The sequence below is a fragment of the Leucobacter chromiiresistens genome (assembly GCF_001477055.1).
GTDB classification, from domain to species: domain Bacteria; phylum Actinomycetota; class Actinomycetes; order Actinomycetales; family Microbacteriaceae; genus Leucobacter; species Leucobacter chromiiresistens_A.
In genome coordinates, this window is sequence record NZ_LDRK01000072.1 from 1 (window position 1) to 20963 (window position 20963).

General features: G+C 71.5%; 21 protein-coding genes. 6 read left to right on the plus strand and 15 right to left on the minus strand.

What is annotated here, in order from left to right; all coding sequences use genetic code 11:
- The 4 genes from NS354_RS09845 to speB all read right to left on the minus strand — a co-directional run.
- The coding region (locus NS354_RS09845) for a cyclase family protein (RefSeq protein WP_193750757.1) at nucleotides 1–230 on the minus strand (230 nt) is incomplete at its 3' end.
- 1 nt (nucleotide 231) lies between these two features.
- Nucleotides 232–1656, minus strand: coding sequence for a purine-cytosine permease family protein (locus tag NS354_RS09850; RefSeq protein WP_058594335.1), 1425 nt, complete (start codon nucleotides 1654–1656; stop codon nucleotides 232–234).
- Nucleotides 1657–1658: 2 nt separating this feature from the next.
- Nucleotides 1659–2087 carry a nuclear transport factor 2 family protein gene (locus tag NS354_RS09855; protein WP_058594336.1) on the minus strand — a complete coding sequence of 143 codons (429 nt, stop codon included), beginning with the start codon at nucleotides 2085–2087 and terminating at the stop codon, nucleotides 1659–1661.
- A 55-nt stretch (nucleotides 2088–2142) separates the two neighbouring features.
- Nucleotides 2143–3090: an agmatinase gene (gene speB / locus NS354_RS09860; protein ID WP_010154833.1), complete on the minus strand. Its 948-nt coding sequence runs from the start codon at nucleotides 3088–3090 to the stop codon at nucleotides 2143–2145.
- Between the two features lie 113 nt (nucleotides 3091–3203).
- Between speB and NS354_RS09865 the strand changes: the two genes are divergently transcribed.
- On the plus strand, nucleotides 3204–3785 hold the full coding sequence (locus NS354_RS09865) for a helix-turn-helix domain-containing protein (RefSeq protein ID WP_058594337.1): 582 nt from the start codon (nucleotides 3204–3206) through the stop codon (nucleotides 3783–3785).
- A gap of 128 nt (nucleotides 3786–3913) precedes the next feature.
- Here the strand turns inward: NS354_RS09865 and NS354_RS09870 are convergent, their stop codons facing one another.
- The 3 genes from NS354_RS09870 to NS354_RS13615 are packed head-to-tail and all read right to left on the minus strand — an operon-like array spanning nucleotide 3914 to nucleotide 6719.
- Nucleotides 3914–5044, minus strand: a complete 1131-nt coding sequence (locus NS354_RS09870; RefSeq protein ID WP_058594338.1) for a zinc-binding dehydrogenase — start codon at nucleotides 5042–5044, stop codon at nucleotides 3914–3916.
- Nucleotides 5045–5046: 2 nt separating this feature from the next.
- The gene (locus tag NS354_RS09875; protein WP_058594339.1) at nucleotides 5047–6552 is read right to left on the minus strand and encodes a purine-cytosine permease family protein; all 1506 of its coding nucleotides are present in this window, start codon (nucleotides 6550–6552) and stop codon (nucleotides 5047–5049) included.
- Nucleotides 6549–6719, minus strand: a complete 171-nt coding sequence (locus tag NS354_RS13615; protein WP_193750758.1) for a hypothetical protein — start codon at nucleotides 6717–6719, stop codon at nucleotides 6549–6551. The genes NS354_RS09875 and NS354_RS13615 overlap by 4 nt, the downstream gene beginning before the upstream one ends.
- A 228-nt stretch (nucleotides 6720–6947) precedes the next feature.
- Here NS354_RS13615 and NS354_RS09880 point away from each other — a divergent pair, with 228 nt between their 5' ends.
- Complete coding sequence (locus NS354_RS09880; RefSeq protein ID WP_058594340.1) at nucleotides 6948–7997, plus strand: Lrp/AsnC family transcriptional regulator; 1050 nt, start codon at nucleotides 6948–6950, stop codon at nucleotides 7995–7997.
- On the opposite strand, the gene NS354_RS13190 is transcribed toward NS354_RS09880, so the two are convergent.
- The 5 genes from NS354_RS13190 to argF form a co-directional block, all read right to left on the minus strand.
- Nucleotides 7885–8679, minus strand: a complete 795-nt coding sequence (locus tag NS354_RS13190; RefSeq protein ID WP_082678014.1) for a nitrilase-related carbon-nitrogen hydrolase — start codon at nucleotides 8677–8679, stop codon at nucleotides 7885–7887. The two genes, NS354_RS09880 and NS354_RS13190, sit on opposite strands and share 113 nt — an antisense overlap.
- A 9-nt stretch (nucleotides 8680–8688) precedes the next feature.
- Nucleotides 8689–10005, minus strand: a complete 1317-nt coding sequence (gene tyrS, locus NS354_RS09890) for a tyrosine--tRNA ligase (RefSeq protein ID WP_275934826.1) — start codon at nucleotides 10003–10005, stop codon at nucleotides 8689–8691.
- Between the two features lie 208 nt (nucleotides 10006–10213).
- Complete coding sequence (locus tag NS354_RS09895; RefSeq protein ID WP_058594342.1) at nucleotides 10214–10672, minus strand: hypothetical protein; 459 nt, start codon at nucleotides 10670–10672, stop codon at nucleotides 10214–10216.
- Between the two features lie 7 nt (nucleotides 10673–10679).
- Nucleotides 10680–12143, minus strand: coding sequence for an argininosuccinate lyase (argH, locus tag NS354_RS09900; RefSeq protein ID WP_082678015.1), 1464 nt, complete (start codon nucleotides 12141–12143; stop codon nucleotides 10680–10682).
- Between the two features lie 16 nt (nucleotides 12144–12159).
- Nucleotides 12160–13083: an ornithine carbamoyltransferase gene (gene argF / locus NS354_RS09905; RefSeq protein ID WP_058594343.1), complete on the minus strand. Its 924-nt coding sequence runs from the start codon at nucleotides 13081–13083 to the stop codon at nucleotides 12160–12162.
- A 113-nt stretch (nucleotides 13084–13196) separates the two neighbouring features.
- Here argF and NS354_RS13620 point away from each other — a divergent pair, with 113 nt between their 5' ends.
- The 3 genes from NS354_RS13620 (at nucleotide 13197) to NS354_RS09915 (ending at nucleotide 14416) form a co-directional block, all read left to right on the plus strand.
- The gene (locus tag NS354_RS13620; RefSeq protein WP_155818983.1) at nucleotides 13197–13334 is read left to right on the plus strand and encodes a hypothetical protein; all 138 of its coding nucleotides are present in this window, start codon (nucleotides 13197–13199) and stop codon (nucleotides 13332–13334) included.
- A gap of 17 nt (nucleotides 13335–13351) precedes the next feature.
- On the plus strand, nucleotides 13352–13576 hold the full coding sequence (locus NS354_RS09910) for a DUF2945 domain-containing protein (RefSeq protein ID WP_058594344.1): 225 nt from the start codon (nucleotides 13352–13354) through the stop codon (nucleotides 13574–13576).
- A gap of 75 nt (nucleotides 13577–13651) precedes the next feature.
- Nucleotides 13652–14416, plus strand: a complete 765-nt coding sequence (locus NS354_RS09915) for an HAD-IIB family hydrolase (RefSeq protein WP_058594345.1) — start codon at nucleotides 13652–13654, stop codon at nucleotides 14414–14416.
- A gap of 70 nt (nucleotides 14417–14486) precedes the next feature.
- Here NS354_RS09915 and NS354_RS09920 read toward each other — a convergent pair whose 3' ends face one another.
- Together NS354_RS09920 and radA are read right to left on the minus strand one after the other, a co-directional pair.
- Complete coding sequence (locus NS354_RS09920) at nucleotides 14487–15989, minus strand: malate:quinone oxidoreductase (RefSeq protein WP_058594350.1); 1503 nt, start codon at nucleotides 15987–15989, stop codon at nucleotides 14487–14489.
- Between the two features lie 30 nt (nucleotides 15990–16019).
- On the minus strand, nucleotides 16020–17342 hold the full coding sequence (gene radA / locus NS354_RS09925) for a DNA repair protein RadA (protein ID WP_058594346.1): 1323 nt from the start codon (nucleotides 17340–17342) through the stop codon (nucleotides 16020–16022).
- Nucleotides 17343–17438: 96 nt separating this feature from the next.
- On the opposite strand from radA, the gene NS354_RS09930 reads away from it, so the two are divergent.
- Nucleotides 17439–19232, plus strand: a complete 1794-nt coding sequence (locus tag NS354_RS09930; RefSeq protein ID WP_241490472.1) for a bifunctional 3'-5' exonuclease/DNA polymerase — start codon at nucleotides 17439–17441, stop codon at nucleotides 19230–19232.
- Here NS354_RS09930 and NS354_RS09935 read toward each other — a convergent pair.
- Nucleotides 19201–20910, minus strand: coding sequence for an MDR family MFS transporter (locus tag NS354_RS09935; protein ID WP_058594347.1), 1710 nt, complete (start codon nucleotides 20908–20910; stop codon nucleotides 19201–19203). The genes NS354_RS09930 and NS354_RS09935 overlap by 32 nt on opposite strands.
- Nucleotides 20911–20963 lie beyond the last annotated feature (53 nt).

Below are 20963 nucleotides of genomic sequence, written 5' to 3' on the forward strand. Positions count from 1 at the left end.
CGCGCCGCACCGACGAGCAGTTCGAGCGCGATCCGCTCGACAGTGCGCCCGCCCGCGATCGAGTGGGCGGGCGCATCGAGATGCGTGCCGGTGTGCGTGCCCAGGTCGAGGCGCGCCACCGCGACGCCATCGGCGCCCACTGTGAGCGCCGGCGCGATCCTGACCTCCGGGTCGCCCGGGTAGACGGCCATGCCGGCCGTCACCGGGAGACTCAGATCGACGACCGGCATCTCAGTCGCCGAGTCGCAGGGCTGCGGTCTGGTCGGCCCCGTCGAGCAGGTGCCCCGTGGGCTGCGCATCGCGCGGATCGACGAGCCCGAGCCCGCCGCGACGGCCGATCCCGAGCATCAGGCCGAGATACAGGCCGAAGCTGATGACGAACGCGGGAATGTTCGCACCGATCGGGCTCGGCGCGACGTACGCGAGCACGTAGGAGAGCACGGCGCCGACCACCCACACGAGCACGGCGATCCAGTTGACGCCGCCCCGGTACCAGTACCGGCTCTCGGGCCGCTCGTGCAGGATCTGGCGCGAGTACCCGCGACGCTTCAGCAGGTAGTAGTCGGCGATCATGATGGCGAACACCGGCACGAAGAAGGCGCTGATGATGAACAGGAAGTCGGTGAACTGGTTCAGCAGGCCGAGGAACGTCGACCCGATGATCGACACGATTCCGAGCACGATCGCGGTCGGCAGGAACCGCAGGTGCCACTTCGACTGCGCATTGACCACCGACGTCACCATGCCGAAGACCACCATCGTGTTCGTCGCCATGACGGAGAGGAAGATGGCGATGCCGAGCGGCCAGCCGAACTCGGCGACGATGACGGAGGGGTCGAACGGCGTCGCCTCGTGCCCGCGCAGCAGGACGGCGCTGAAGGCGACGAGGCCGAGGAACATGGCGATCGTCGTCGACAGCGTGTAGCCGATGCCCGAGCCGACGATGCCGGCGGTGCTGCTCTTCGCGTGACGGTTCATGTCGGCCGAGAGCACCGTCCAGGAGATCGCGGTGGCGATCACCATGTCGAGCGTGATGAACGGCGTGCCGCCGAGCGACGCGTCGACGGGCAGGGCGACGAACTCGCCGAGACCGAAAGAGCCGAAGGCGGCCGCGAACACGAAGCCCATGACGATGAGGATCGCGAGGGCGAGCCACGGCTCGACGCGCGAGATGCCCGTGTGCCCGAAGATCGCGAGCACGACGACGATCGCCTGGCACAGCGCCGAGAAGAGCATCGGGTTCGAGAAACCGGTGGCCTCGTGCACGAGGTAGTTCACCGTGACGCCGGCGAGCATCGCCTGCACCCAGCTCCACCCCATGAGGATGATGAGGTTCGCCGCGGCCGGCAGGATGCTGCCGCGGATGCCGAACGAGCCGCGCGTGAGGGCCATCGTCGGGAGTCCGGTGCGGGTGCCCATGTTGCCGATGAGCACGAGCACGACCACGCCGATGAGCGTGCCCGCCACGATCATCGCGCTGGCCGTGCCGAACGACACCGCAGGGGTGAAGAGCGTTCCGGTGAGCAGGGTGGTCACCACGAGGTTCGCGGCGAGCCAGATCATGCCGATGTGCAGCAGCGACTGGGTGCCGCGCACGGGGCCTGCGGAGTCGTGCTGGCCGTCGAGGGTGACGGCCATGGTCTCGGGACTGGTCATGATCAGAGCGCCTGATCGGTCGTCGGGGCGCCGACCGGCACGGTCGACAGGTGCTCGTGGATCGCGATCAGTCCGTCGGGCTGCGCGCTGTCGGCGCGGAAGACGATGCTCTCGCGCTCGACGTACGAGTCGGGGCCGTCGGCCGAGTCGATGCTCGTGGCGACGGTGTGGCTGAACACGGCGCCTCCGGGGAAGGTCTGCACGAGGCGCTCGGTCGACGTGCAGGAGGTGACGCGCCAGCCGGAGGCGACCCATGCGCTCCAGAGCGCCTCGTACTCGGCGCGCGAATCGAGCCGCGCGGCCTCGGGGTGGAAGACGAAGCTCGCGTCGGCGGCGAACCCGGCGAAGTACGCCTCGGTGTCGGTCGCGGCGAAAGCTTCGATGATGGCGTCGGCGGCGGCGAGGACGGCGGCCTGGTCCGGGATCTGCATGGGTGCCTCCATTGGCGTGGCGTGGCGTGTGTGGCGTGTGCGGGAGCGGCGCGCGTCAGTCGCGGGCGGCCATCGCGCTGACGAGTTCGTAGACGACGTGGCTGGCGGCGACGGCGGTGATCTGCGCGTGGTCGTAGGCGGGGGCGACTTCGACCACGTCGGCGCCCACGATCTGGAGATCGGCGAGCCCGCGGATGAGGCGGAGCATCTCGCGGCTCGTGAGTCCGCCGGCCTCGGGCGTGCCGGTGCCGGGGGCGTGAGCCGGATCCAGCACGTCGATGTCGATCGAGATGTAGAGCGGCTTGTCGCCGACGCGGGCGCGGATCTTCTCGAGGGCTGCGGGGATGCCGTGCTCCTCGACGAACTCGCTCGTGACGATCTGGAAGCCGAGCTTCACGTCGTCTTCGAGGTCGCTCTTGCCGTAGAGCGGGCCGCGGGTGCCGCCGTGCATGGAGGCGGTGAGGTCGATGAGCCCCTCCTCGGACGCGCGGCGGAAGGGGGTGCCGTGCGTGGTCGGGGCGCCGAAGTACGTGTCCCAGGTGTCGAGGTGGGCGTCGAAGTGCAGCACGGCGACGGGGCCGTGCTTCTTGTTGATCGCGCGGAGCAGCGGCAGCGCGATGGTGTGGTCGCCGCCGATCGTAACGATCTTGTCGACCCGCTCGCCGAGCTCGGTCGCCGCCTCCTCGACCTGGCGCACGGCCTCGTCGAGGCTGAAGGGGTTCGCCACGATGTCGCCGGCGTCGACGACCTGCTTGAGGGAGAAGGGCGACACGTCCTGCGCCGGGTTGTAGGGGCGGAGCAGGCGCGACGCCTCGCGCACGTGGGACGGGCCGAACCGCGCGCCGGGCCGGAAGCTCACGCCCGAGTCGAACGGCACGCCGACGACGGCGATATCGGCGGCGGGCACGTCTTCGATGCGGGGCAGCTTCGCGAACGTCGCGATTCCGGCGTACCGGGGCGTCTGGCTCGCGTCGACGGGGCCCTGGGGCGTGTGAGAGGTCACGATGCGGATCATCCTTCCGTGTTTCCTATAGGTAAACAAGTGAGTCCTCCAAGTGAACTCGCCTTCACTCTAGACTGGAGATCGCAGAGAGGTCAACGCGAAGGGCGGCAGGCATGCGACCGATCCACCCCACCGCGGCCGCCGAGGCCATCCGCATCGGCGCGAAGCTCCGCTCCTCCCGCCTCGCGCAGGGGCTCACCCTCGAGCAGCTCGCCCAGGCGACCGGCCTCACGAAGGGGTTCATCAGCCGCGTCGAACGCGACGACACCATGCCGAGCGTGCCCACCCTGGTGCAGCTCTGCCAGGCGCTGTCGCTGCAGGTCGGCAACCTCTTCGAGGAGCCGGAGCTGCAGCTCATCCCCCTCGACACGGCACCCGCCATCAACATGGGCGGCACCGGAGCCGACGAGCGGCTCGTCACGCCCCGGTCCGAGGATCGCGTCCAGGTGCTGCGCTCGACGCTCGCGCCGAACGCCAGCGGAGGCGACCAGCTGTACACCGTGAACTGCAGCCTCGAATCGCTGCACGTCATCACAGGGGAGCTGGTGATCGCCTTCGCCGACCGGCAGGTCGCCCTGCAGGCGGGCGACACCCTGACGTTCCCCGGCCGCACCCCGCACACGTGGAGCGCCGGCGCCGCCGGCGCGGAGGCCGTCTGGGTGCTCGTGCCCGCCGCCTGGAGCGGCTCGGCCTGAATCGGACGGCCCGATCCGGAACCGCGGCGGCCCTGCTGCGCACGGCCCCGGGGCTGCGAGAGCGCAGTTCGGCCCCGTTCCGTCGGAGGGTCGGTGCCGAACTACGCTCTCGAGCGGGGTGCCCGCGGCTACCGCTCGAACAGGATCACGCTGCGCGTGCGCTCCCCGCGCCGCATCGCGTCGAACGCCTCGTTGACCTCGTCGAGGCCGACGCGCGCGCTGATGAGATCGTCGAGCGGGAGCGCGCCCGAGAGGTACGCGCCCGCGACGCGGGGGAAGTCGCGCGCCGGCACCAGCCCGCCGTAGTTCGAGCCGATGATCGTCTTGCCCTCGTACGCGAGCAGCAGACCGTCGATCTCGACCTTCTGCCCCTCCGGCGGCAGCCCGACGAACACCGCACGGCCGCCCGGTCGAATCAGCTCGGGCAGCTGCTGCATCGTCGGCACGCGACCGATCGCCTCGAAGGCGACATCCGCGCCGCCGCCGGTGGCCTCGTGCACCCGCTCCGCGAGGTCGGGCCCGCTCAGCAGCGCGCCGGTGGCGCCCGCGCGCTCGGCCTCCGCGAGCTTCGCCTCGGAGACGTCGACCGCGACGATCGGATTCGCGCCCGCAAGGCGCAGCGCCGCGATGATGGACAGGCCGACGCCGCCGGCCCCCACCACCACCGCGGACTCGCCCGCGACCACCCGGGCATTGTTCGCGACCGCCCCGTACCCGGTGCCGACCGAGCACCCGATGAGGCTCGCCACGTCGAAGGGCACGCGCTCGTCGATCTTGATCGCCGCGAACTCGGGCACCACGATCGCCTCGGCCATCGCCCCGGTGGCGAGGTACGGGAACGCGGCCGAGCCGTCCGCCGCATCGCTCCACCGCGTCGTGCCGTCGGGCAGCAGCGAGTCGTTCGACCTCGCGCGGGTGCACGCCCAGGGCTTGCCCCCGGCGCACTCGCCGCAGCGCTGGCACGCCTGGTGCCAGGCGATGACGACGTGATTGCCGACGGCGAGGCCCCGCACCCCGGCGCCGACGGCCTCCACGACGCCGGCAGCCTCATGCCCCATGACGGCGGGGAGGGGCACCTGCCACTCGCCGTCGAGCACGTGCCGATCGGATCCGCACACCCCCGCTGCGCGCACCGCGACGCGCACTTCGCCGTGCTCGGGCGGAGCCAGCGCCAGCGTCTCGACCGACAAGCGGTCGCCGTCGGTGCCGCGGAACACGGCCGCCCGCACCTGCATCGTCTCGGCCATCGCCTCGGTCATCACTACTTCCCTCCAGCGGCCGCGAACGGATCGGTCCGGCCGTACGCGCCGCGGCCGCGACGCACGTAGAGCAGCCAGTTGGCGACGAGGTAGACCGCGATCGCGATGACGACGGTCGGCACCGTCGCCGTGGCGAAGCGGAAGATCGGCAGCGTCTCGAGCGTGATCGGGTTGTAGACCCAGAGGTAGAAGACCGAGGCCACGACGATCGACAGCATCGCGGCGAGGTTCACCCCGCCCGTGAAGCGCAGCGGATCATCCGCACCGCTCGCGTACAGCGCGCGCAGCGGCACGTTCTGCCGGCGCAGGATCAGGTAGTCGGCGATGATCACGCCGCAGATCGCCGCGATGAAGGCCCCCGAGATGACGACGAACGTCATGAACTGCCCGTACATGAAGGCGGGGAACAGGGCCAGCACCGCGGGGAAGAACAGGAAGACCGCGCAGAGCGCCGGCCAGCGGAGCCCGGCGAGCACCCGCCCGCTCGACTGCTTGATGGCGAGCACTGTCGAGTACGCGATCGACGCCATGCTCGTGACGTTCGCGAAGCCGACGAAGAGCAGGGTGAGGATGCCGAGCACCGGGCCGCCGAGCGGCACCATCCACGCGGTCGGGTCGGCTGCGCCGAGCATGAGCGCGGCCGCCATGCCGACCACCTGCGCGACGGCCGTGCCGATGAAGATGCCGCCGTACGCCGGCCACAGCGCCGCCCTCGGACCGCGCGTGAGGCGGGCGAGCGTGCCCATGACGGGCCACCACGAGAGCCCCGCGCCGAGGTTGAACTCGACGGCCATCGCGAAGTTCAGCGTCTCGTCCGCGAACGGCGCGAGCGGCTCGGCGGCGAACAGGTCGGCCCAGGAGTGCTGGGACATGAGCAGCACCATCATGAGCGCGACGATGACGAGCAGGCCGGGCGCGACGAAGCGGTTCAGCCTGCTGATCGCCACGGGGCCGCGGGAGAGCAGGAACCAGCCGGCCAGGATCGCGGCGAGCGCGAACACCGTGACGACGGGCCCCTCCACGTCGAAGCCGGTGCCGAACGCCTGATTCGAGATCTCCGTGAAGGCGCGACCGAACATGATGCCGAGCAGCGAGCTCCACCCCATCTCGGTGACGAGCACCACCGTGAACACGACGATCGCGACGCCGACGGCGCCGAACACCGACTTCAGTGCGCGGTACTGCTCGACGCCGAGGCGCTGGCTGAGCAGCACGCTGCCGAGCACCATGATGGCGAGCCCGAGGGTGTTGCCGAGGAGCATCGCGGCGATGCCGTCGCCGAAACCGACGAGCAGCACCGTCGATCCGCCGGTGAGGAACGCCCACGTCGCGATCGCGAGGCTGAGGGTGACCCAGCTGAAGTCGGCGGCCTTCCACGTGCGCTCGCCCTTCGTGAGCGGCAGCGAGCCGAACGTCGCCTCCTCGGCGACGGCGGCCTCGACGCGCAGGGCCTGGGTCTCGGTGAGTTCGCCGGATCCGTCTGCGCCGCGACGAGCGGAGGCGCTCACAGCGCGCCCGCAATCCACGAGCCGATCGCGATCACGCCGACGACGCCGAGGAACAGCGCGAGGCTGCCGGCACCGAGCTTCGCGTGCACCGGGTCCGCGGCTTCGTGCGCCTCGATGCGGGTGAGACGCCGCTCGAGCTCTTCGGCGAGCCGAGTATCTGCGTGCATGGGACAGACCTCCTTGTGTATCCGTTCGATCCCGTTTCCGCTCTCGCGGAGAACGCAGCAAGCCTAGGCGACGCCTCGACATTTCGTTTCCCTCATTCGCTTGGGAATGCACGAATGACACCGCTCCCGCTCGATCGTGCGCGAGCGCCCTAGAATTGCGGTGTTCTGCTGCTGATCTGCGCAGACAGCACCGGCGAGTGCAGGCCGGACGGAGGGAGAACCGGAGCGATGGAGACCGCGAGCGAATCGGTCGAGCTGCGCAGACGCGTGCTGCGCGGCCTCCGGGAGAACGGGCGCGCGAGCTACTCGCGCATCGCGCAGGAGCTCGGCGTCAGCCGCCGGCAGGTGACCCAGATCGTGCAGAGCGCGATCGCGCGCGGCGAACTGCGGCTGACGGTCTCGATCAGCCCCGACCTGCTCGGGCTCGAGCGCTTCGCCTACCTGCAGCTGTCGGTGTCGGGCCCCATCGCACCCGTGCGCGCGGCCCTCGCCGCCATGCCCGAATCCACCTTCGTGGCCGACATCAGCGGCCACCACTCCATCGACGTCGAGGTGCGCGTCGGCGCCGACCCGCACCTGCGCACCACCGTCGACCGGGTGCGCGAGCTGCCCGGTGTGGACGAGGTGCGCACGCACCTCTACGAGAGCATCGAGGTCAACCGCTACTCGCCCCTGCGCACCGGGCGCACCTCGTTCGTCGTCGACGACGCCGACCGGGCGCTCGTGAGCCGATTGCAGCGCAACGGGCGCGCGTCGTTCCGGGAGCTCGGCGAGGCCGCGGGGATCTCCCCGAGCGGCGCCCGGCTGCGCTTCGCGCGCCTCACCCGCAACGGTGCCGTGAAGGTGGTCGGCATCCCGGTGCGGGGTGCCCTCGCCGCCCCCGACGGCGTCGGCTCAGCCGATCGCCTCGAGACGCCGTCGCTCGGGGTGGGCGTCAAGATCCGGGGCGGGATCGCGGCCGCCCTCGCGAGCGTGCGCACCCTCGACCCCGAGTTCATCGCGACGACGATCGGCGACTACGATCTCATCATCACCCTGTCGGCCGACGGATACGAGGAGCTGCTCGACCAGGCCGACCGGCTGCGCACCCTCCCCGAGGTGGTGCGCATCGAGACGTGGGCGAACCTCAGAATCGTGAAGGAGCAGTACGGCGAGGGCGACCGGATCAGCGCCAGCCCGCGTACAGCTCCGGCCGATGATCGCGCAGGTACTGCGCTCCCGCCCCGACCGACGGCCGCTCCGGGTCGGAGGCCTCGGGATCCGGCACCTCCACGATGAGCAGCTCGGGATCGGCCCCCGCCGCACCCAGCACCGCGCCCTCGAAGCCCGCGACCACGCTGAGCCCCGCGAACACGCCGCCGGCGTGGTCGGCGTATGCGACGACCACGCGGTTCTCCGCGGCGCGCGCCCGCACGAGCAGCTCGGGCACGTACGCGGAATCGCCGTCGATGGCGGTCGGCACGAGCAGCAGATCGGCGCCGTGGGCCGCCGCGAACCGCGCCGGCTCGGGGAACTCGATGTCGTAGCAGATCTGGAAGGCGACCCGGCGGCCGTTCCAGGCCGCCACACGCGGCGGCTCGGCCGCGGCGGTGAAGGCGAGGCGCTCGTCGGCGCCCCAGAGGTGCACCTTCTCGTAGCGCAGCACCTCGGCGCCCGTCGCATCCCAGAGGCCCGCGGCGATCGCGAACGTGCCGTCCGCGCGGGCGAGCGGGAAGCCCGCCGCAACCGCGACACCCGTCTCCTGCGCGATGGCGGCGAGCGCGCTCGGGAAGCCCGCCACGCGTTCGACCGTCAGCCACTCCGCCAGCTCGACCGGGGCGTAGCCCGTGACGAAGAGCTCGGGGGTGAGGAGCAGCTCCGCCCCCGCCTCACGCGCATCGGCGGCGGCCTGGCGGATGGCGGCGAGGTTCGCCGCAGGGTTCAGCGGCTCGGCGGCCGCCTGCAGCAGGGCGATGCGCATGGGCGGAGCCTACTCGGCCACGACGCCGGCGAGCGTCTTCTTGCCGCGGCGCAGCACCGCGATACCGCCGTGCAGCAGATCGCCGCTCTCGAGCACGCGATCCTCCGACTCGACCGCGACGTTGTTCACGTACACGCCGCCCTGTGCGATGGCCCGGCGCGCCTCGCCGAGGCTTTTCACGAGCTCGGCATCGACGAGCAGCTGCGCCACCGGGGTGCCGACCGCGCCGGTCGCCTGCGCCAGCTCGGAGACCGCTCCCCGCAGCGACGACTCGTCGAGCGCCGCGAGATCGCCCCGGCCGAACAGCGCCTCCGAGGCGTCGATGGCGCCCTGCGCTGCGGCTGCGCCGTGCACCAGCGTCGTCACCTCGAGCGCGAGACGCTTCTGCGCGGCGCGCTTGAAGGGCTCGGCCTCCACCTGACGCGCGTAGTCCTCGATCTCGGCGCGCGACAGGAAGGTGAACACCTTGAGGCGGTCGATCACGTCGGCGTCCGCCTGGTTGAGCCAGAACTGGTAGAACGTGTACGGCGAGCACATCTCCGGGTTCAGCCAGATCGCGTTGCCCTCGCTCTTGCCGAACTTCGTGCCGTCGGCGTTCGTGATGAGCGGTGTGCCGATGGCGTGGGCAGAGGCGCCCTCGACCTTGCGGATCAGCTCGGTGCCGCTCGTGAGATTGCCCCACTGATCGCTGCCGCCCGACTGCAGCTTGCAGTCGTACTGGCGGTACAGCTCGAGGAAGTCGAGGCCCTGGAGAATCTGGTAGCTGAACTCCGTGTAGCTGATGCCCTCATCCGAGTTCAGCCGCTTCGCGACGATGTCCTTCTTGATCATCGTGCCGACGCGGAAGTGCTTGCCGATCTCGCGGAGGAAGTCGATGGCCGACAGCGGAGCCGTCCAGTCGAGGTTGTTGACCAGCCGCGCCGCGTTCTCCCCCTCGAAGCTCAGGTAGCGGGAGACCTGGCGCCCGAGGGAGTCGACCCACTCGGCGACGGTCTCGCGCGAGTTGAGCACGCGCTCGGCGGTGGGGCGCGGGTCGCCGATCAGACCGGTCGACCCGCCGACGAGGCCGAGCGGCCGGTGGCCGCGCAGCTGGATGCGGCGCATGAGCAGCAGCTGGACGAGGTGCCCGAGGTGCAGGCTCGACGCCGTCGGATCGAATCCGCAGTAATACGCGAACGGCTCGCCCTCGAGCAGGTTCGACAGCGCCTCGGCGTCCGTCGACACGTGGATCAGCCCGCGCCACTCCAGCTCCTCCCACAGGGTGGAGAAGCTGTCGTCGTTGCGCTGGGCGGCCAGGATCTCGGTGCGATCGTTCAGTTCAGACACGCCTGTCATCGTAGCGCCTGCGCGGCGTGCGCGTCGGTGCGGAGCCGATGCGGGTGCGGCGCCGATGCGGGTGCGGCGCCGAGCTTCGGTGAGGGATTCGGCTTCGGTGAGCCTGTTCACCGCCGATGCGTCTCACCGAGGCCGCATCTCCGACCGACCCCGGCGCAGGAGGGGACCTCGGTGCAGAATGGGCAGCCGGCGCGGGCCCTCACTCGCCGCGGCGATCCTCGCGGTCACGACCGCGGCTGCGACGCACGGCTCGGGCGGCGCTGCGCACGGCCGCAACCACGATGGCGAGCGCGCAGCCCCAGATGAGGATCGCGAGCATCCACAGCGAGGCCGACCTGCGGCCGCCCCCGAGCACGTCGCCCCAGCCGGTGCCCGCCGCGTGCAGCAGGAGCGGCCCCGCCGACATGACGGCGGCGCCGACGAGCAGCAGCGCCCAGCCCGCCGCGCCCGGAGCCCGCTTGCCCCGCGCATCGGCGGGCCCGAACGCGAAGACCGCGCCGCCCATGATCGCGAAGCCCGCGCTCACCGCGGCGAACCCCCACCCCGTCGGGTCGTCGCTCGAGATCGCGACGGCGGCCATCACGACGGCGACCACGGCGAAGAACGCGACCGAGAGGCCGACGACCGCGAGCGGATTGCGCGGGCGGCCCGTGCTCATCGGAGGATCAGGCCCGGAACTCCGCGATGCGCTCGCCGAGACGGGCGAGCTGCTCCTCGACCCGCACGCGGGCGGTGCCGCCAGCGCCGACGCGCGAGTTCACCGACCCCTCGACGGTCAGCACCTCGCGCACCGCGGGCGTGAGGTGCACCGAGACCGCGGCCAGCTCGTCGTCGCTCGGCTCGTGCAGTTCGAGGCCCCGCTCCTCGCAGTAGCGCACGAGTTCGCCGGAGATCTCGTGGGCGTCGCGGAAGATGACGCCCTGCTTGACGAGCCACTCGGCCACGTCGGTCGCGAGCGAGAACCCCTGGGGCGCGAGCTCGGCCATGCGCTCGGTGTTGAACGTCATCGTAGCGACCATGCCGGTGAACGCCGGCAGCAGCACCTCGAGCTGACCGATCGAGTCGAAGACCGGCTCCTTGTCCTCCTGCAGGTCGCGGTTGTAGGCGAGCGGCAGCCCCTTCAGCGTGGCGAGCAGTCCGGTGAGGTTGCCGATGAGCCGCCCCGACTTGCCGCGCGCGAGCTCGGCGATGTCGGGGTTCTTCTTCTGGGGCATGATGCTCGACCCCGTCGAGTAGCCGTCGTGGAGGCGCACGAAGCCGAACTCCTTCGTGTTCCAGAGGATGATCTCCTCGGAGAACCGCGAGAGGTCGATGCCGATCTGCGCCGTGATGAACGCGAACTCGGCGACCACATCACGGGCGGCCGTGCCGTCGATCGAGTTCTCGAGCGGATCGCCGAGGCCGAGTTCGGCGGCGACGAGCCGGGGATCGAGCCCGAGCGACGAACCCGCGAGCGCGCCTCCGCCGTACGGCGATGCGCTGGCGCGCGCCGCCCAGTCGCGCAGGCGCTCGAGGTCGCGCACGACGGGCCAGGCGTGCGCGGCGAGCTGATGCGCGAGCAGTACGGGCTGCGCGTGCTGCAGGTGCGTGCGGCCCGGCAGGATCGCGTCGGGGTGCGCGGCGGCCTGGTCGGCGATCGCGTCGAGCAGGTCGAGCAGCATGCCGCGGATCACCGCGGCGTGATCGAGCAGGTAGAGGCGCACCAGCGTCGCGATCTGGTCGTTGCGGCTGCGGCCGGCGCGGAGCTTGCCGCCGAGCTGCACGCCGGTGATCTCGATGAGCAGGCGCTCGAGCGCCGAGTGCACATCCTCGTCGTCCTCGGCCGGAACCGCACGGCCGTCGGCCACACGGGCGGCGAGTTCGTCGAGCGCCGCGCGCATTTCGGCGAGCTCGTCGTCGGTCAGGTAGCCGGCCGCCGCGAGCGCCGTCGCGTGGGCTTTCGAACCGCGGATGTCGTAGGGGGCGAGCACCCAGTCGAACTGCGTCGACTTCGAGAGCGCGGCCAGGGCGGGCGCCGGCCCGCTCGCGAAGCGACCGCCCCAGAGTGCGCCGCTCTCCCCCGCCCGGTTTCCCGGGGCTCCGGCTGCGTGCTGGTCTCCTGCGGTGGGCACCTGATCGTTCGTCATCATCCAGTCTCTCTCCGTGTTACGCCTGCGCCAGCAGCCAGGTCATGAGCGCCTTCTGCGCGTGCACGCGGTTCTCCGCCTCATCCCACACCACGCTCTGGGCGCCGTCGATCACCTCGGGGGCGACCTCGTACTCCCGGTACGCGGGGAGGCAGTGCAGGAAGATCGCGTCGCGCGCCGCCAGCTCCATGAGCTCGCTCGTGACGCGATAGGGCGCGAAGGTCTCGATGCGCGCAGCCTTCTCCGCCTCCTGCCCCATCGACACCCAGGTGTCGGTGATGACGGCATCGGCTCCAGCGACGGCGAGCGCCGGGTTGGTGAAGATCTCGACGCTCCCGCCCGTCTCGGCTGCGATCCGCTCGGCATCGGCGACGATGTCGGGGCGCGGGTGGTGGCCCTCGGGGCCGGCGATGCGGATGCGCATGCCCGCGGTCGCGAAGCCGAGCAGGTACGAGTGGCCCATGTTGTTCGCCGCGTCGCCGAGGTAGGTCGCCGTGAGCCCCGCGAGTTCCCCCTTCCGCTCGCGGATGGTCTGCAGATCGGCGAGGATCTGGCACGGGTGGAAGTCGTCGGAGAGGGAGTTGATGACGGGCACGGTCGCGTGGGCCGCCATCTCCTCGAGCCCGTCGTGGGCGAACGTGCGCCACACGATGAGCGACACCATGCGCGACAGCACCTTCGCCGTGTCGCCGATCGACTCCTTCGCGCCGAGCTGCGCCTCGCCCGGGTTCACGATGATGGGCGACCCGCCGAGTTCGGCGATGCCAGCGGCGAAGCTGAAGCGCGTGCGGGTCGATGTCTTGTCGAAGAAGACCGACACGGATCGCGGGCCCTCGAGCGGGCGCTCAGCGAACGGCTCCCGCTTAAGGCGGGCGGCGAGTTCGAGAACGTCGCGCTGCTCGGCCGGGCTCAGATCGTCGTCGCGGAGGAAATGTCGGGTCACCCGTATCAGTCTAGACGCGCGCCGGCGAGGCGTCGCGCCGGGGTGCACGGCCCCGGCGCCCCGGCGGCCGCGGTAGGCTGTCTGCGACCCGATGCGCACCAGAGAGGCCCGCAATGTTCAACAAGATCTTCGACGCCGTCGCCCTGTTCACCTGCGTCGTCTTCGTCGGTACGGCGGTCGCGACGCTCGGGCTGGTGCTCGTCTCCGCGATCACCGGCACCTCGCCGATCGACTTCTCCGGCCAGCACTAGGCCGCGGGAGCAGCGCCATGAGCGAGCCGCTGGAGGTCGGCGACCGCGTCAGCTGGAACACGCCGCAGGGCCGCACGCGCGGTGAGGTCGTCGCGGAGAAGACCCGCGACTTCACCCACGACGGGCAGAAGTTCACCGCGTCGCAGGAGGAGCCCGCCTACCTCGTGCAGTCGGAGAAGTCGGGGGCAACGGCGGCCCACCAGCGCTCCGCGCTGCGCAAGCTCCCGCACGGCGGCGCGTGACCGCGCACGGCGGTCCGGGCGGCGCGTGACCGCGCGTCGATCCGCCGTCGCGCCGGCGCGTGGAAGAATCTTCCCGTGACCGAACTCCCGCGCATCATCGCCTTCGACCTCGACGACACCCTCGCGCCCTCGAAGTCTCCGCTCGACCCCCGCATGCTGGCGGTCTTCGCACGCCTGCTCGAGCGCACGAGCGTCGCCGTGATCTCGGGCGGCAACTTCCAGCAGTTCGAGTCGCAGCTGGTCTCCCAGCTCGACGGCGTCGCGAGCGTCACCGAGGAGACGCTGGCGCGGCTGCACCTGCTGCCCACCTGCGGCACCCGGTACGAGCGCCGCGAGGGCGGTAAGTGGGTGACGGTCTATCAGGAGGAGCTCTCCGCGGAGGAGCGCCGCGATGCGCTCGCCGTGCTGCGCGCGGAGGCGGAGCGGCTGGGGCTCTGGGAGCAGGAGACGTGGGGCGAGATCCTCGAGGATCGCGGCTCGCAGATCACCTTCTCCGCCCTGGGGCAGCGCGCTCCCGTGGAGGCGAAGCACGCCTGGGATCCGTCGGGTGCGAAGAAGAGCGCCCTCCGGGCGGCGGTCGCCGCGCGGCTGCCGGAACTCGAGGTGCGCAGCGGCGGGTCGACGTCGGTCGATATCACCCGGCGCGGCATCGACAAGGCGTACGGCATGCAGAAGCTCGTCGAGTACACGGGCGTGCCGCTCGACGACATGCTGTTCATCGGCGACCGGCTCGACGTGGACGGCAACGACTACCCGGTGCTCGCACTCGGGGTGCGCTGCCACGCCGTCACCGGCTGGGCCGAGACCGCCGAGTACATCGAGGCGCTTCTCGCCGCGTAGCGACGCCGCGCCGCTCGTGAGCGGTCAGTACGGTGCGCCATCGCGCCGGATAGCGCACCGTACTGACCGGTCACACGGCGGTGTCGGCGTTCGCCCGGGTGAGGCCGAGCACCTCGGAGGTGTGCGCGAGGGAGGCCGCGGCGAGCTCGGGGTGGTCGTTGAGGCCGCCGGTCTTGAGCGCGGGGATGTTCTCCGCGAACACGGCCTCCCACGAGCTCGTGAACTGCTCGGGGAAGCACTTGCGCAGCACGCCGAGCATGGCGTAGACCGCGGTCGACGCGCCGGGCGATGCCCCGAGCAGGCCCGAGACGGTGCCGTCGGCGCCCGTGATGACCTCGGTGCCGAACTGCAGGATGCCGCCCTTCTCGGGGTCGTTCTTCATCACCTGCACGCGCTGGCCGGCCTCGATCATCTCCCAGTCCTCGGTGCGCGCCGTGGGCATGTACTCGCGCAGCGTCTCCATCTGCTTCTCGCGGCTCGCGAGGAGCTCGCCGAGCAGGTACTTCTCGAGGGCGAACTCGCTGAGCCCGACCTTGAGCATCGGCCCGAGGTTGTGGGGCCGGATCGACCCGGGGAGATCCCACCAGGAGCCCTTCTTGAGGAAGTTCGGGCTGAACCCGGCGTAGGGCCCGAAGAGCAGGCTCTGCTCGCCGTCGACGACGCGCGTGTCGAGGTGCGGCACCGACATGGGGGGCGCTCCGACCGCGGCTTTGCCGTAGACCTTGGCCTGGTGCTGGCGCACGATCTCGGGGTTGCTCGTCTTCAGGAACTTGCCGCTGATCGGGAACCCGCCGAAGCCCTTGATCTCGGGGATGCCCGAGGACTGCAGCAGCGAGAGCGCCCCGCCGCCTGCGCCGACGAAGACGAACTTCGCGTTGACGATCGAGGTCGTGTACCCGGCGCGATTGCGCACGTAGACGTCCCACGTGCCGTCGTCGAGACGGCGCAGCTTGCGGACCTCGGCGCCGAGGTTCAGCGCGGCGCCCTCGGAGACGAGGTGCGAGATCAGCTGCCGCGTCAGGGCGCCGAAGTCGACGTCGGTGCCGCTCTCGGAGCGGGTGGCCGCGAAGACCTCGTCCTTCGAGCGGCGGTCGACGAGGAGGGGCGTCCACTCGGCGATCTGCTCCGGGTCGTCGCTGAACTCCATGTCGGCGAACAGGGGCTCGCTGCGCAGCAGCTCCCAGCGGCGGCGCAGATAGTCGACGTTCTCGGCCCCGCGCACGAAGGTCATGTGCGGGGTCGCGTTGATGAACGAGGACGGCTCGCCGAGCACGCCCTCCTCCACGAGCTTCGCCCAGAACTGGCGCGAGAGCTGGAACTGCTCGTTGATGTCGATGGCCTTGGCCGCCGACAGGCTCCCGTCCTTCCCCTCCGGCATGTAGTTGAGCTCGCACAGGGCGGCGTGACCGGTGCCCGCGTTGTTCCACGCGTTGCTGCTCTCGGTCGCGACCTCGGTGCGGGACTCGAAGATCTCGATGGACCAATCGGGCTGGACCTGCTTGATCAGCGTGCCCAGCGTGGCGCTCATTACGCCGCCACCGATGAGGACGACGTCTACGGTGTTCTTGCTCACGATGTGCAAGTCTAGCTCGCTCCGCCGAGCCTAGAACCCAGCTTGACGGCGCGCGCGATCCAGGGTCTCGACCGATGCGTCGACCACGCGAGCGTACCCGAGGCGCGCGGCCTCCGAGGCGCGTTGAGACCCGCTCGCGACGGGCCGCACCTCCCCCGCGAGGCTGATCTCCCCGAAGGCCGCCAGATCGTGCGGCAGCGGCTGGCCGGCGATCGCCGAGAGCACGGCGAGCGCGATGGCGAGATCGGCCGCCGGCTCGGCGAGCTTCACTCCGCCCACGGTCGACACGTACACGTCCTGGTCGTGCAGGCGCGCTCCGAATCTCCGTTCGAGCACGGCGAGGATCATGGCCACCCGTGACTGATCGACGCCGCTCGTGACCCTCCTCGGGTTCGGCGTCGCGCTCTTGGCGACGAGCGCCTGCACCTCGACGGGCAGCGCGCGCCGCCCCTCCATCGCCACGGTCGCGCAGGTGCCGCTCACCGGCGACGCCGAGCGGCTGAGGAACAGACCGCTCGGGTCGGGCACCTCGGCGATGCCGCGATCCGTCATCTCGAAGCAGCCCACCTCGTCGGTGGGGCCGTAGCGATTCTTGAGGGTGCGGAGGAACCGCAGGGAGGTGTGGCGATCCCCCTCGAAGTGGCAGACCACGTCGACGAGATGCTCGAGGAGGCGCGGGCCGGCGACCGACCCGTCTTTCGTCACGTGCCCCACGAGGATCACCGGGGTGCCGCGCTCCTTCGCCGCCCGGATGAGCGCCGCGGCGACCTCCCGCACCTGCGCCGGGCCGCCCGCGCCGCCGTCGATCTGATCGCTCGCCATCGTCTGCACCGAATCGACGATCACGAGGGCGGGGTCGACCGTCTCGATGTGGCCGAGCACCGTCGCGAGGTCGGTCTCGCTGGCGAGGTACAGCGTGTCGTGCATCGCCCCCGTGCGCTCCGCGCGCATGCGGATCTGCCCGGTCGACTCCTCACCGCTCGCGTAGAGCACCCGCGCCCCCGACTGCGCTGCGCGCGACGCCGCGTCGAGCAGCAGCGTCGACTTGCCCACGCCGGGCTCGCCCGAGAACAGGATCGCCGCGCCCGGCACCACCCCGCCGCCGAGCACGCGGTCGAGCTCCCCGATGCCGGTCTGCCGGTGCTGCACCCGGTCGCCCCGCAGCTCCGTGATGGGGCGCGCCTCGCGGCCCGCCGCCGGCGCGCTCGCCCGGGTGGTGCGCGCCAGCGACGCGCCGACCCGCCCCTGCTCGACGACCGTGCCCCACTGCTGGCACTCGCCGCAGCGGCCGACCCACTTCGACGTCTGCCACCCGCACTCGGCGCAGGTGTATGAGCCGCTTGATCTCGCCATGCTGCGAGCCTACTGGCGGCCTCCGACATCGGCGGTCGCGGCGGGCCGCGCCGCGTTCGCCGCTGCGGTGTCGGCGGCCGCCGCTACGGTGAGAGCGTGACCGAATCCACGCCCCGCAGCCCCGGGCGGGCGGCAGCCGCCCCGAGGCTGCGCTGGTGCGTCGTCGGCCGCCGGGGCGACGGGTGGTCGCTCGTCGACGTCGGCGCCGACGGTGCGGTCGGCACTGCGCTGCCGGTGGGCGACGCCGACCTCCCCTCGGCGATCGCCGACCGCGAGCGGACCCGCGCTCCCCGATGGGTGTGGTGCGACACTCCGCACGTGTACGCGCCGCTGCTCGGCGCCGGGGTGCGCGTGGCGCGCTGCCACGACCTGCGGCTCGTGCATCAGATCCTGCGCCACGCGGCAGCGGTGGGCGCCGGCCCCGCGGCGAGCGCACTGCGCAGCGCCGCGGAGTGGAACGCACCGCCGCGAGCGGCCCCCGCGCCGCCCGCCGCGACCCCGGGAGCCCCGACGCTCTTCGACGACGAGGTCGCGGCCGCCCCGGAGCCGGGCGGAGTTCCGGAGTCGATCGACGCGGCTCTCGCCGAGTTCGAACGCCAGCGCGCGGCGCTCGCGGCCGCGCAGCCCTCGTCGGGGCTCGCGCGCCTCATCGCTGCGGAATCCGCGGGAGCGCTGGTCGCCGCCGAGCTGACCGCGGCGGGCCTCCCGTGGGACGCCGACGAGCACGACCGCATTCTCGCCGCAGCGCTCGGACCGCGGCCGCCGCTCGGCGTCAAACCGGAGCGCATGCAGCAGATCGGGGCGGACGTGCGCCGGCACCTCGACGCGCCCGACGCGCCGCTCGACTCCCCGCCCCGGCTTCTGCGCGTGCTGCGGGCCGCCGGCATCGAGGTCGCGTCGACATCGCGCTGGGAGCTCCGCGAGCACGAGCACCCGGCGATCGCCCCGCTGCTCGAGTACAAGAAGCTCTCCCGCCTGCTCACCGCCAACGGGTGGACGTGGCTCGACGACTGGGTGCACGACGGGCGTTACCGCCCCGTCTACGTGCCGGGCGGCGTCGTGACCGGGCGATGGGCGTCGAGCGGCGGCGGCGCGCTGCAGATCCCGCGCATGCTGCGACCGGCGATCCGGGCCGACCCCGGGTGGGTGCTCGTCTCCGCCGACGTCGCCCAGCTCGAACCGCGCGTGCTCGCCGCGATGGCTGGCGACCGCGCGATGGCGGCGGCGGGATCGGGCAAGGACCTGTACGCGGGCATCGTCGAGAGCGGGGCCGTCGCGACGCGCGAGGAGGCGAAGTACGCGGTGCTCGGCGCCATGTACGGCGCGACGAGCGGCGAGGGCGGTCGGCTCGTGCCGCGCCTGCGTCGCGCCTTCCCGGCCGCCATGCGCCTGGTCGACGACGCCGCCGAACGCGGCGCCGCCGGCGGCACGGTCTCCACGTGGCTCGGCCGCAGCTCGCCGGCGCCCGACGCGGAGTGGAACGCCGCGCAAGCGGCCGCGAGCCTCCCCGGCGCCAGCGCTCGGGACGAGGCGCTCGCCCGCCGCCTGGCGCGGGAGCGCGGCCGCTTCACGCGCAACTTCGTGGTGCAGGGAACGGCCGCGGAATGGGCTCTGTGCTGGCTCGCCGAGCTGCGCACACGCCTCGCGGGCCTCGACCCGGTCCCCGCCGATCGCGCGGCTCGCGCGTCCGGCCCCGTGTTCGCGCGTCGACCCCATCTCGCGTTCTTCCTGCATGACGAGGTGATCGTGCACGCCCCGCTCGCGCAGGCCGACGCCGTGTCGAGCGCCGTCGAGGAGTCGGCCCGCGCAGCCGGCCGTCTCCTCTTCGGCAGCACACCCGTGGAGTTCCCGCTCGACCTCAGGGCGTCTGAGCGGGCGGAGAAGAGCTAGCGGCGGGCGGGGAAGAGCTCGCGGCGGCCGGAGAAGAGCTCGCGGCGGGCGATGCCGGCGCCGCCGATCCGGTCGCCGATCCGGCCGCCGTGCCGCGCAGCTCCGCCTCGAGCCGCTCCGCCTCCTCGCCGGAGATCGCCTCCCCGCGAGCGACGAGGCCCGCCTGATCGGAGAGGGGGATCTGCTTGAGCACGAGCGAGAGCACCAGCGCGATGGCGATGAACGGGATCAGGTACCAGAACACGGGCGCGAGCGCGTCGGCGTACGCCGTCACGATTCCGTCGCGCACGTCGTCGGGGAGCGCGTTCAGCGTCGCCGGGTCGATCGTGGAGGTCGCGGCGGCCGCGTCAGCGGGGCTCGCTCCCGCCCGCGTGAACACCTCGGTGAGGTTCTCGGCGAGACGCGTGGTGAAGATGGTGCCGAACACCGCGGTGCCGAGCGAGGCCCCGACTTCGCGGAAGTAGTTGTTGGTGCTCGTCGCGGTGCCGATCTGCGCCGCCGGCACGGCGTTCTGCACCACGAGCACGACCACCTGCATGATGAGGCCGAGACCGGCCCCGAAGAAGAACAGGTAGACGCAGATCAGCCAGACCGGGGTGGTCGCCGCGAGCGTGGTCATCGCGGTCATCGCGAGCCCGGTGACGATCGTGCCGACGATCGGGTAGATCTTGTAGGCGCCGGTCTTCGAGATCGCGATGCCCGAGGCGATCGACGTGCCCATGAGCCCCACCATCATCGGGATCATGAGCAGCCCCGATGCCGCCGCCGAGGTGCCCGACGACATCTGCAGGAAGGTGGGGATGAAGCCGATCGCGGCGAACATGCCCACGCCGAGCACGAGCCCGATGGCGGTCGCGTTCACGAAGATCGGGTTGCGGAAGAGACCGAGCGGAATGATGGGATCCTTCGCGCGGGCCTCGGTGAGGATGAAAGCGGCGGCTGCGACGACGAGCCCCGCGCCCCACAGCCACGTCGCGAGCGAGCCCCAGCCGTACTCCGCATCGCCGCCGAAGTCGGTGAAGAAGATGAGGCAGGTCGTCGCGGCCGAGAGGAAGACGACGCCGAGCACGTCGATCGGCTGCGTCGCCCGCTTGGTCGGCAGCTTCAGGGCGACCAGGCCGATGATGAACGCGGCGATGCCCACCGGGATGTTGATGTAGAACGCCCACTGCCACGTGAGGTGGTCGACGAAGTAGCCGCCGAGCAGCGGGCCGGCGACCGCCGAGAGGCCGAAGACCGCGCCGAGCGGTCCCATGTACTTGCCGCGCTCGTTCGCGGGCACGATGTCGGCGATGATCGCCTGCGAGAGGATCATCAACCCCCCGCCGCCGAGACCCTGCATCGCGCGGAACACGACGAAGCCCCAGAAGTCGGTCGCGAAGGCGCACCCCACCGATGCGAGCGTGAAGAGCGCGATCGCGAGGAGGAAGAGCCCGCGGCGCCCGAGCACGTCGCCGAATTTGCCGTAGATCGGCATCACGATGGTCGTGGCGAGCAGGTAGGCGGTCGTGATCCAGACCTGGTGCTCGACGCCGCCGAGCTCGCCGACGATGGTCGGCATCGCGGTGGAGACGATCGTCTGATCGAGGCTCGAGAGCAGCATGCCGGCGATGAGGGCGCCGAAGATGATCCAGATTCTGCGCTGCGTCAGCAGGAAGGGGGTGGCGGGTGCGGTCATGATTGCCCTTATAAACATCTGACGCTGCCGATCTACCCTGTGTAAAACCCGGG

Coding starts and splice junctions, on each gene's coding strand:
- NS354_RS09870 (WP_058594338.1), bottom strand. CDS start 5,044: ATGACCGAGGCGATGGCCGAGACGATGCAGGTGCGGGCGGCCGTGTTC.
- NS354_RS09895 (WP_058594342.1), bottom strand. CDS start 10,672: ATGAGCACGGGCCGCCCGCGCAATCCGCTCGCGGTCGTCGGCCTCTCG.
- NS354_RS09880 (WP_058594340.1), top strand. CDS start 6,948: ATGGAGACCGCGAGCGAATCGGTCGAGCTGCGCAGACGCGTGCTGCGC.
- NS354_RS13190 (WP_082678014.1), bottom strand. CDS start 8,679: ATGCGCATCGCCCTGCTGCAGGCGGCCGCCGAGCCGCTGAACCCTGCG.
- radA (WP_058594346.1), bottom strand. CDS start 17,342: ATGGCGAGATCAAGCGGCTCATACACCTGCGCCGAGTGCGGGTGGCAG.
- NS354_RS13620 (WP_155818983.1), top strand. CDS start 13,197: ATGTTCAACAAGATCTTCGACGCCGTCGCCCTGTTCACCTGCGTCGTC.
- NS354_RS09910 (WP_058594344.1), top strand. CDS start 13,352: ATGAGCGAGCCGCTGGAGGTCGGCGACCGCGTCAGCTGGAACACGCCG.
- NS354_RS13615 (WP_193750758.1), bottom strand. CDS start 6,719: ATGCACGCAGATACTCGGCTCGCCGAAGAGCTCGAGCGGCGTCTCACC.
- NS354_RS09850 (WP_058594335.1), bottom strand. CDS start 1,656: ATGACCAGTCCCGAGACCATGGCCGTCACCCTCGACGGCCAGCACGAC.
- NS354_RS09855 (WP_058594336.1), bottom strand. CDS start 2,087: ATGCAGATCCCGGACCAGGCCGCCGTCCTCGCCGCCGCCGACGCCATC.
- argH (WP_082678015.1), bottom strand. CDS start 12,143: ATGATGACGAACGATCAGGTGCCCACCGCAGGAGACCAGCACGCAGCC.
- NS354_RS09935 (WP_058594347.1), bottom strand. CDS start 20,910: ATGACCGCACCCGCCACCCCCTTCCTGCTGACGCAGCGCAGAATCTGG.
- NS354_RS09865 (WP_058594337.1), top strand. CDS start 3,204: ATGCGACCGATCCACCCCACCGCGGCCGCCGAGGCCATCCGCATCGGC.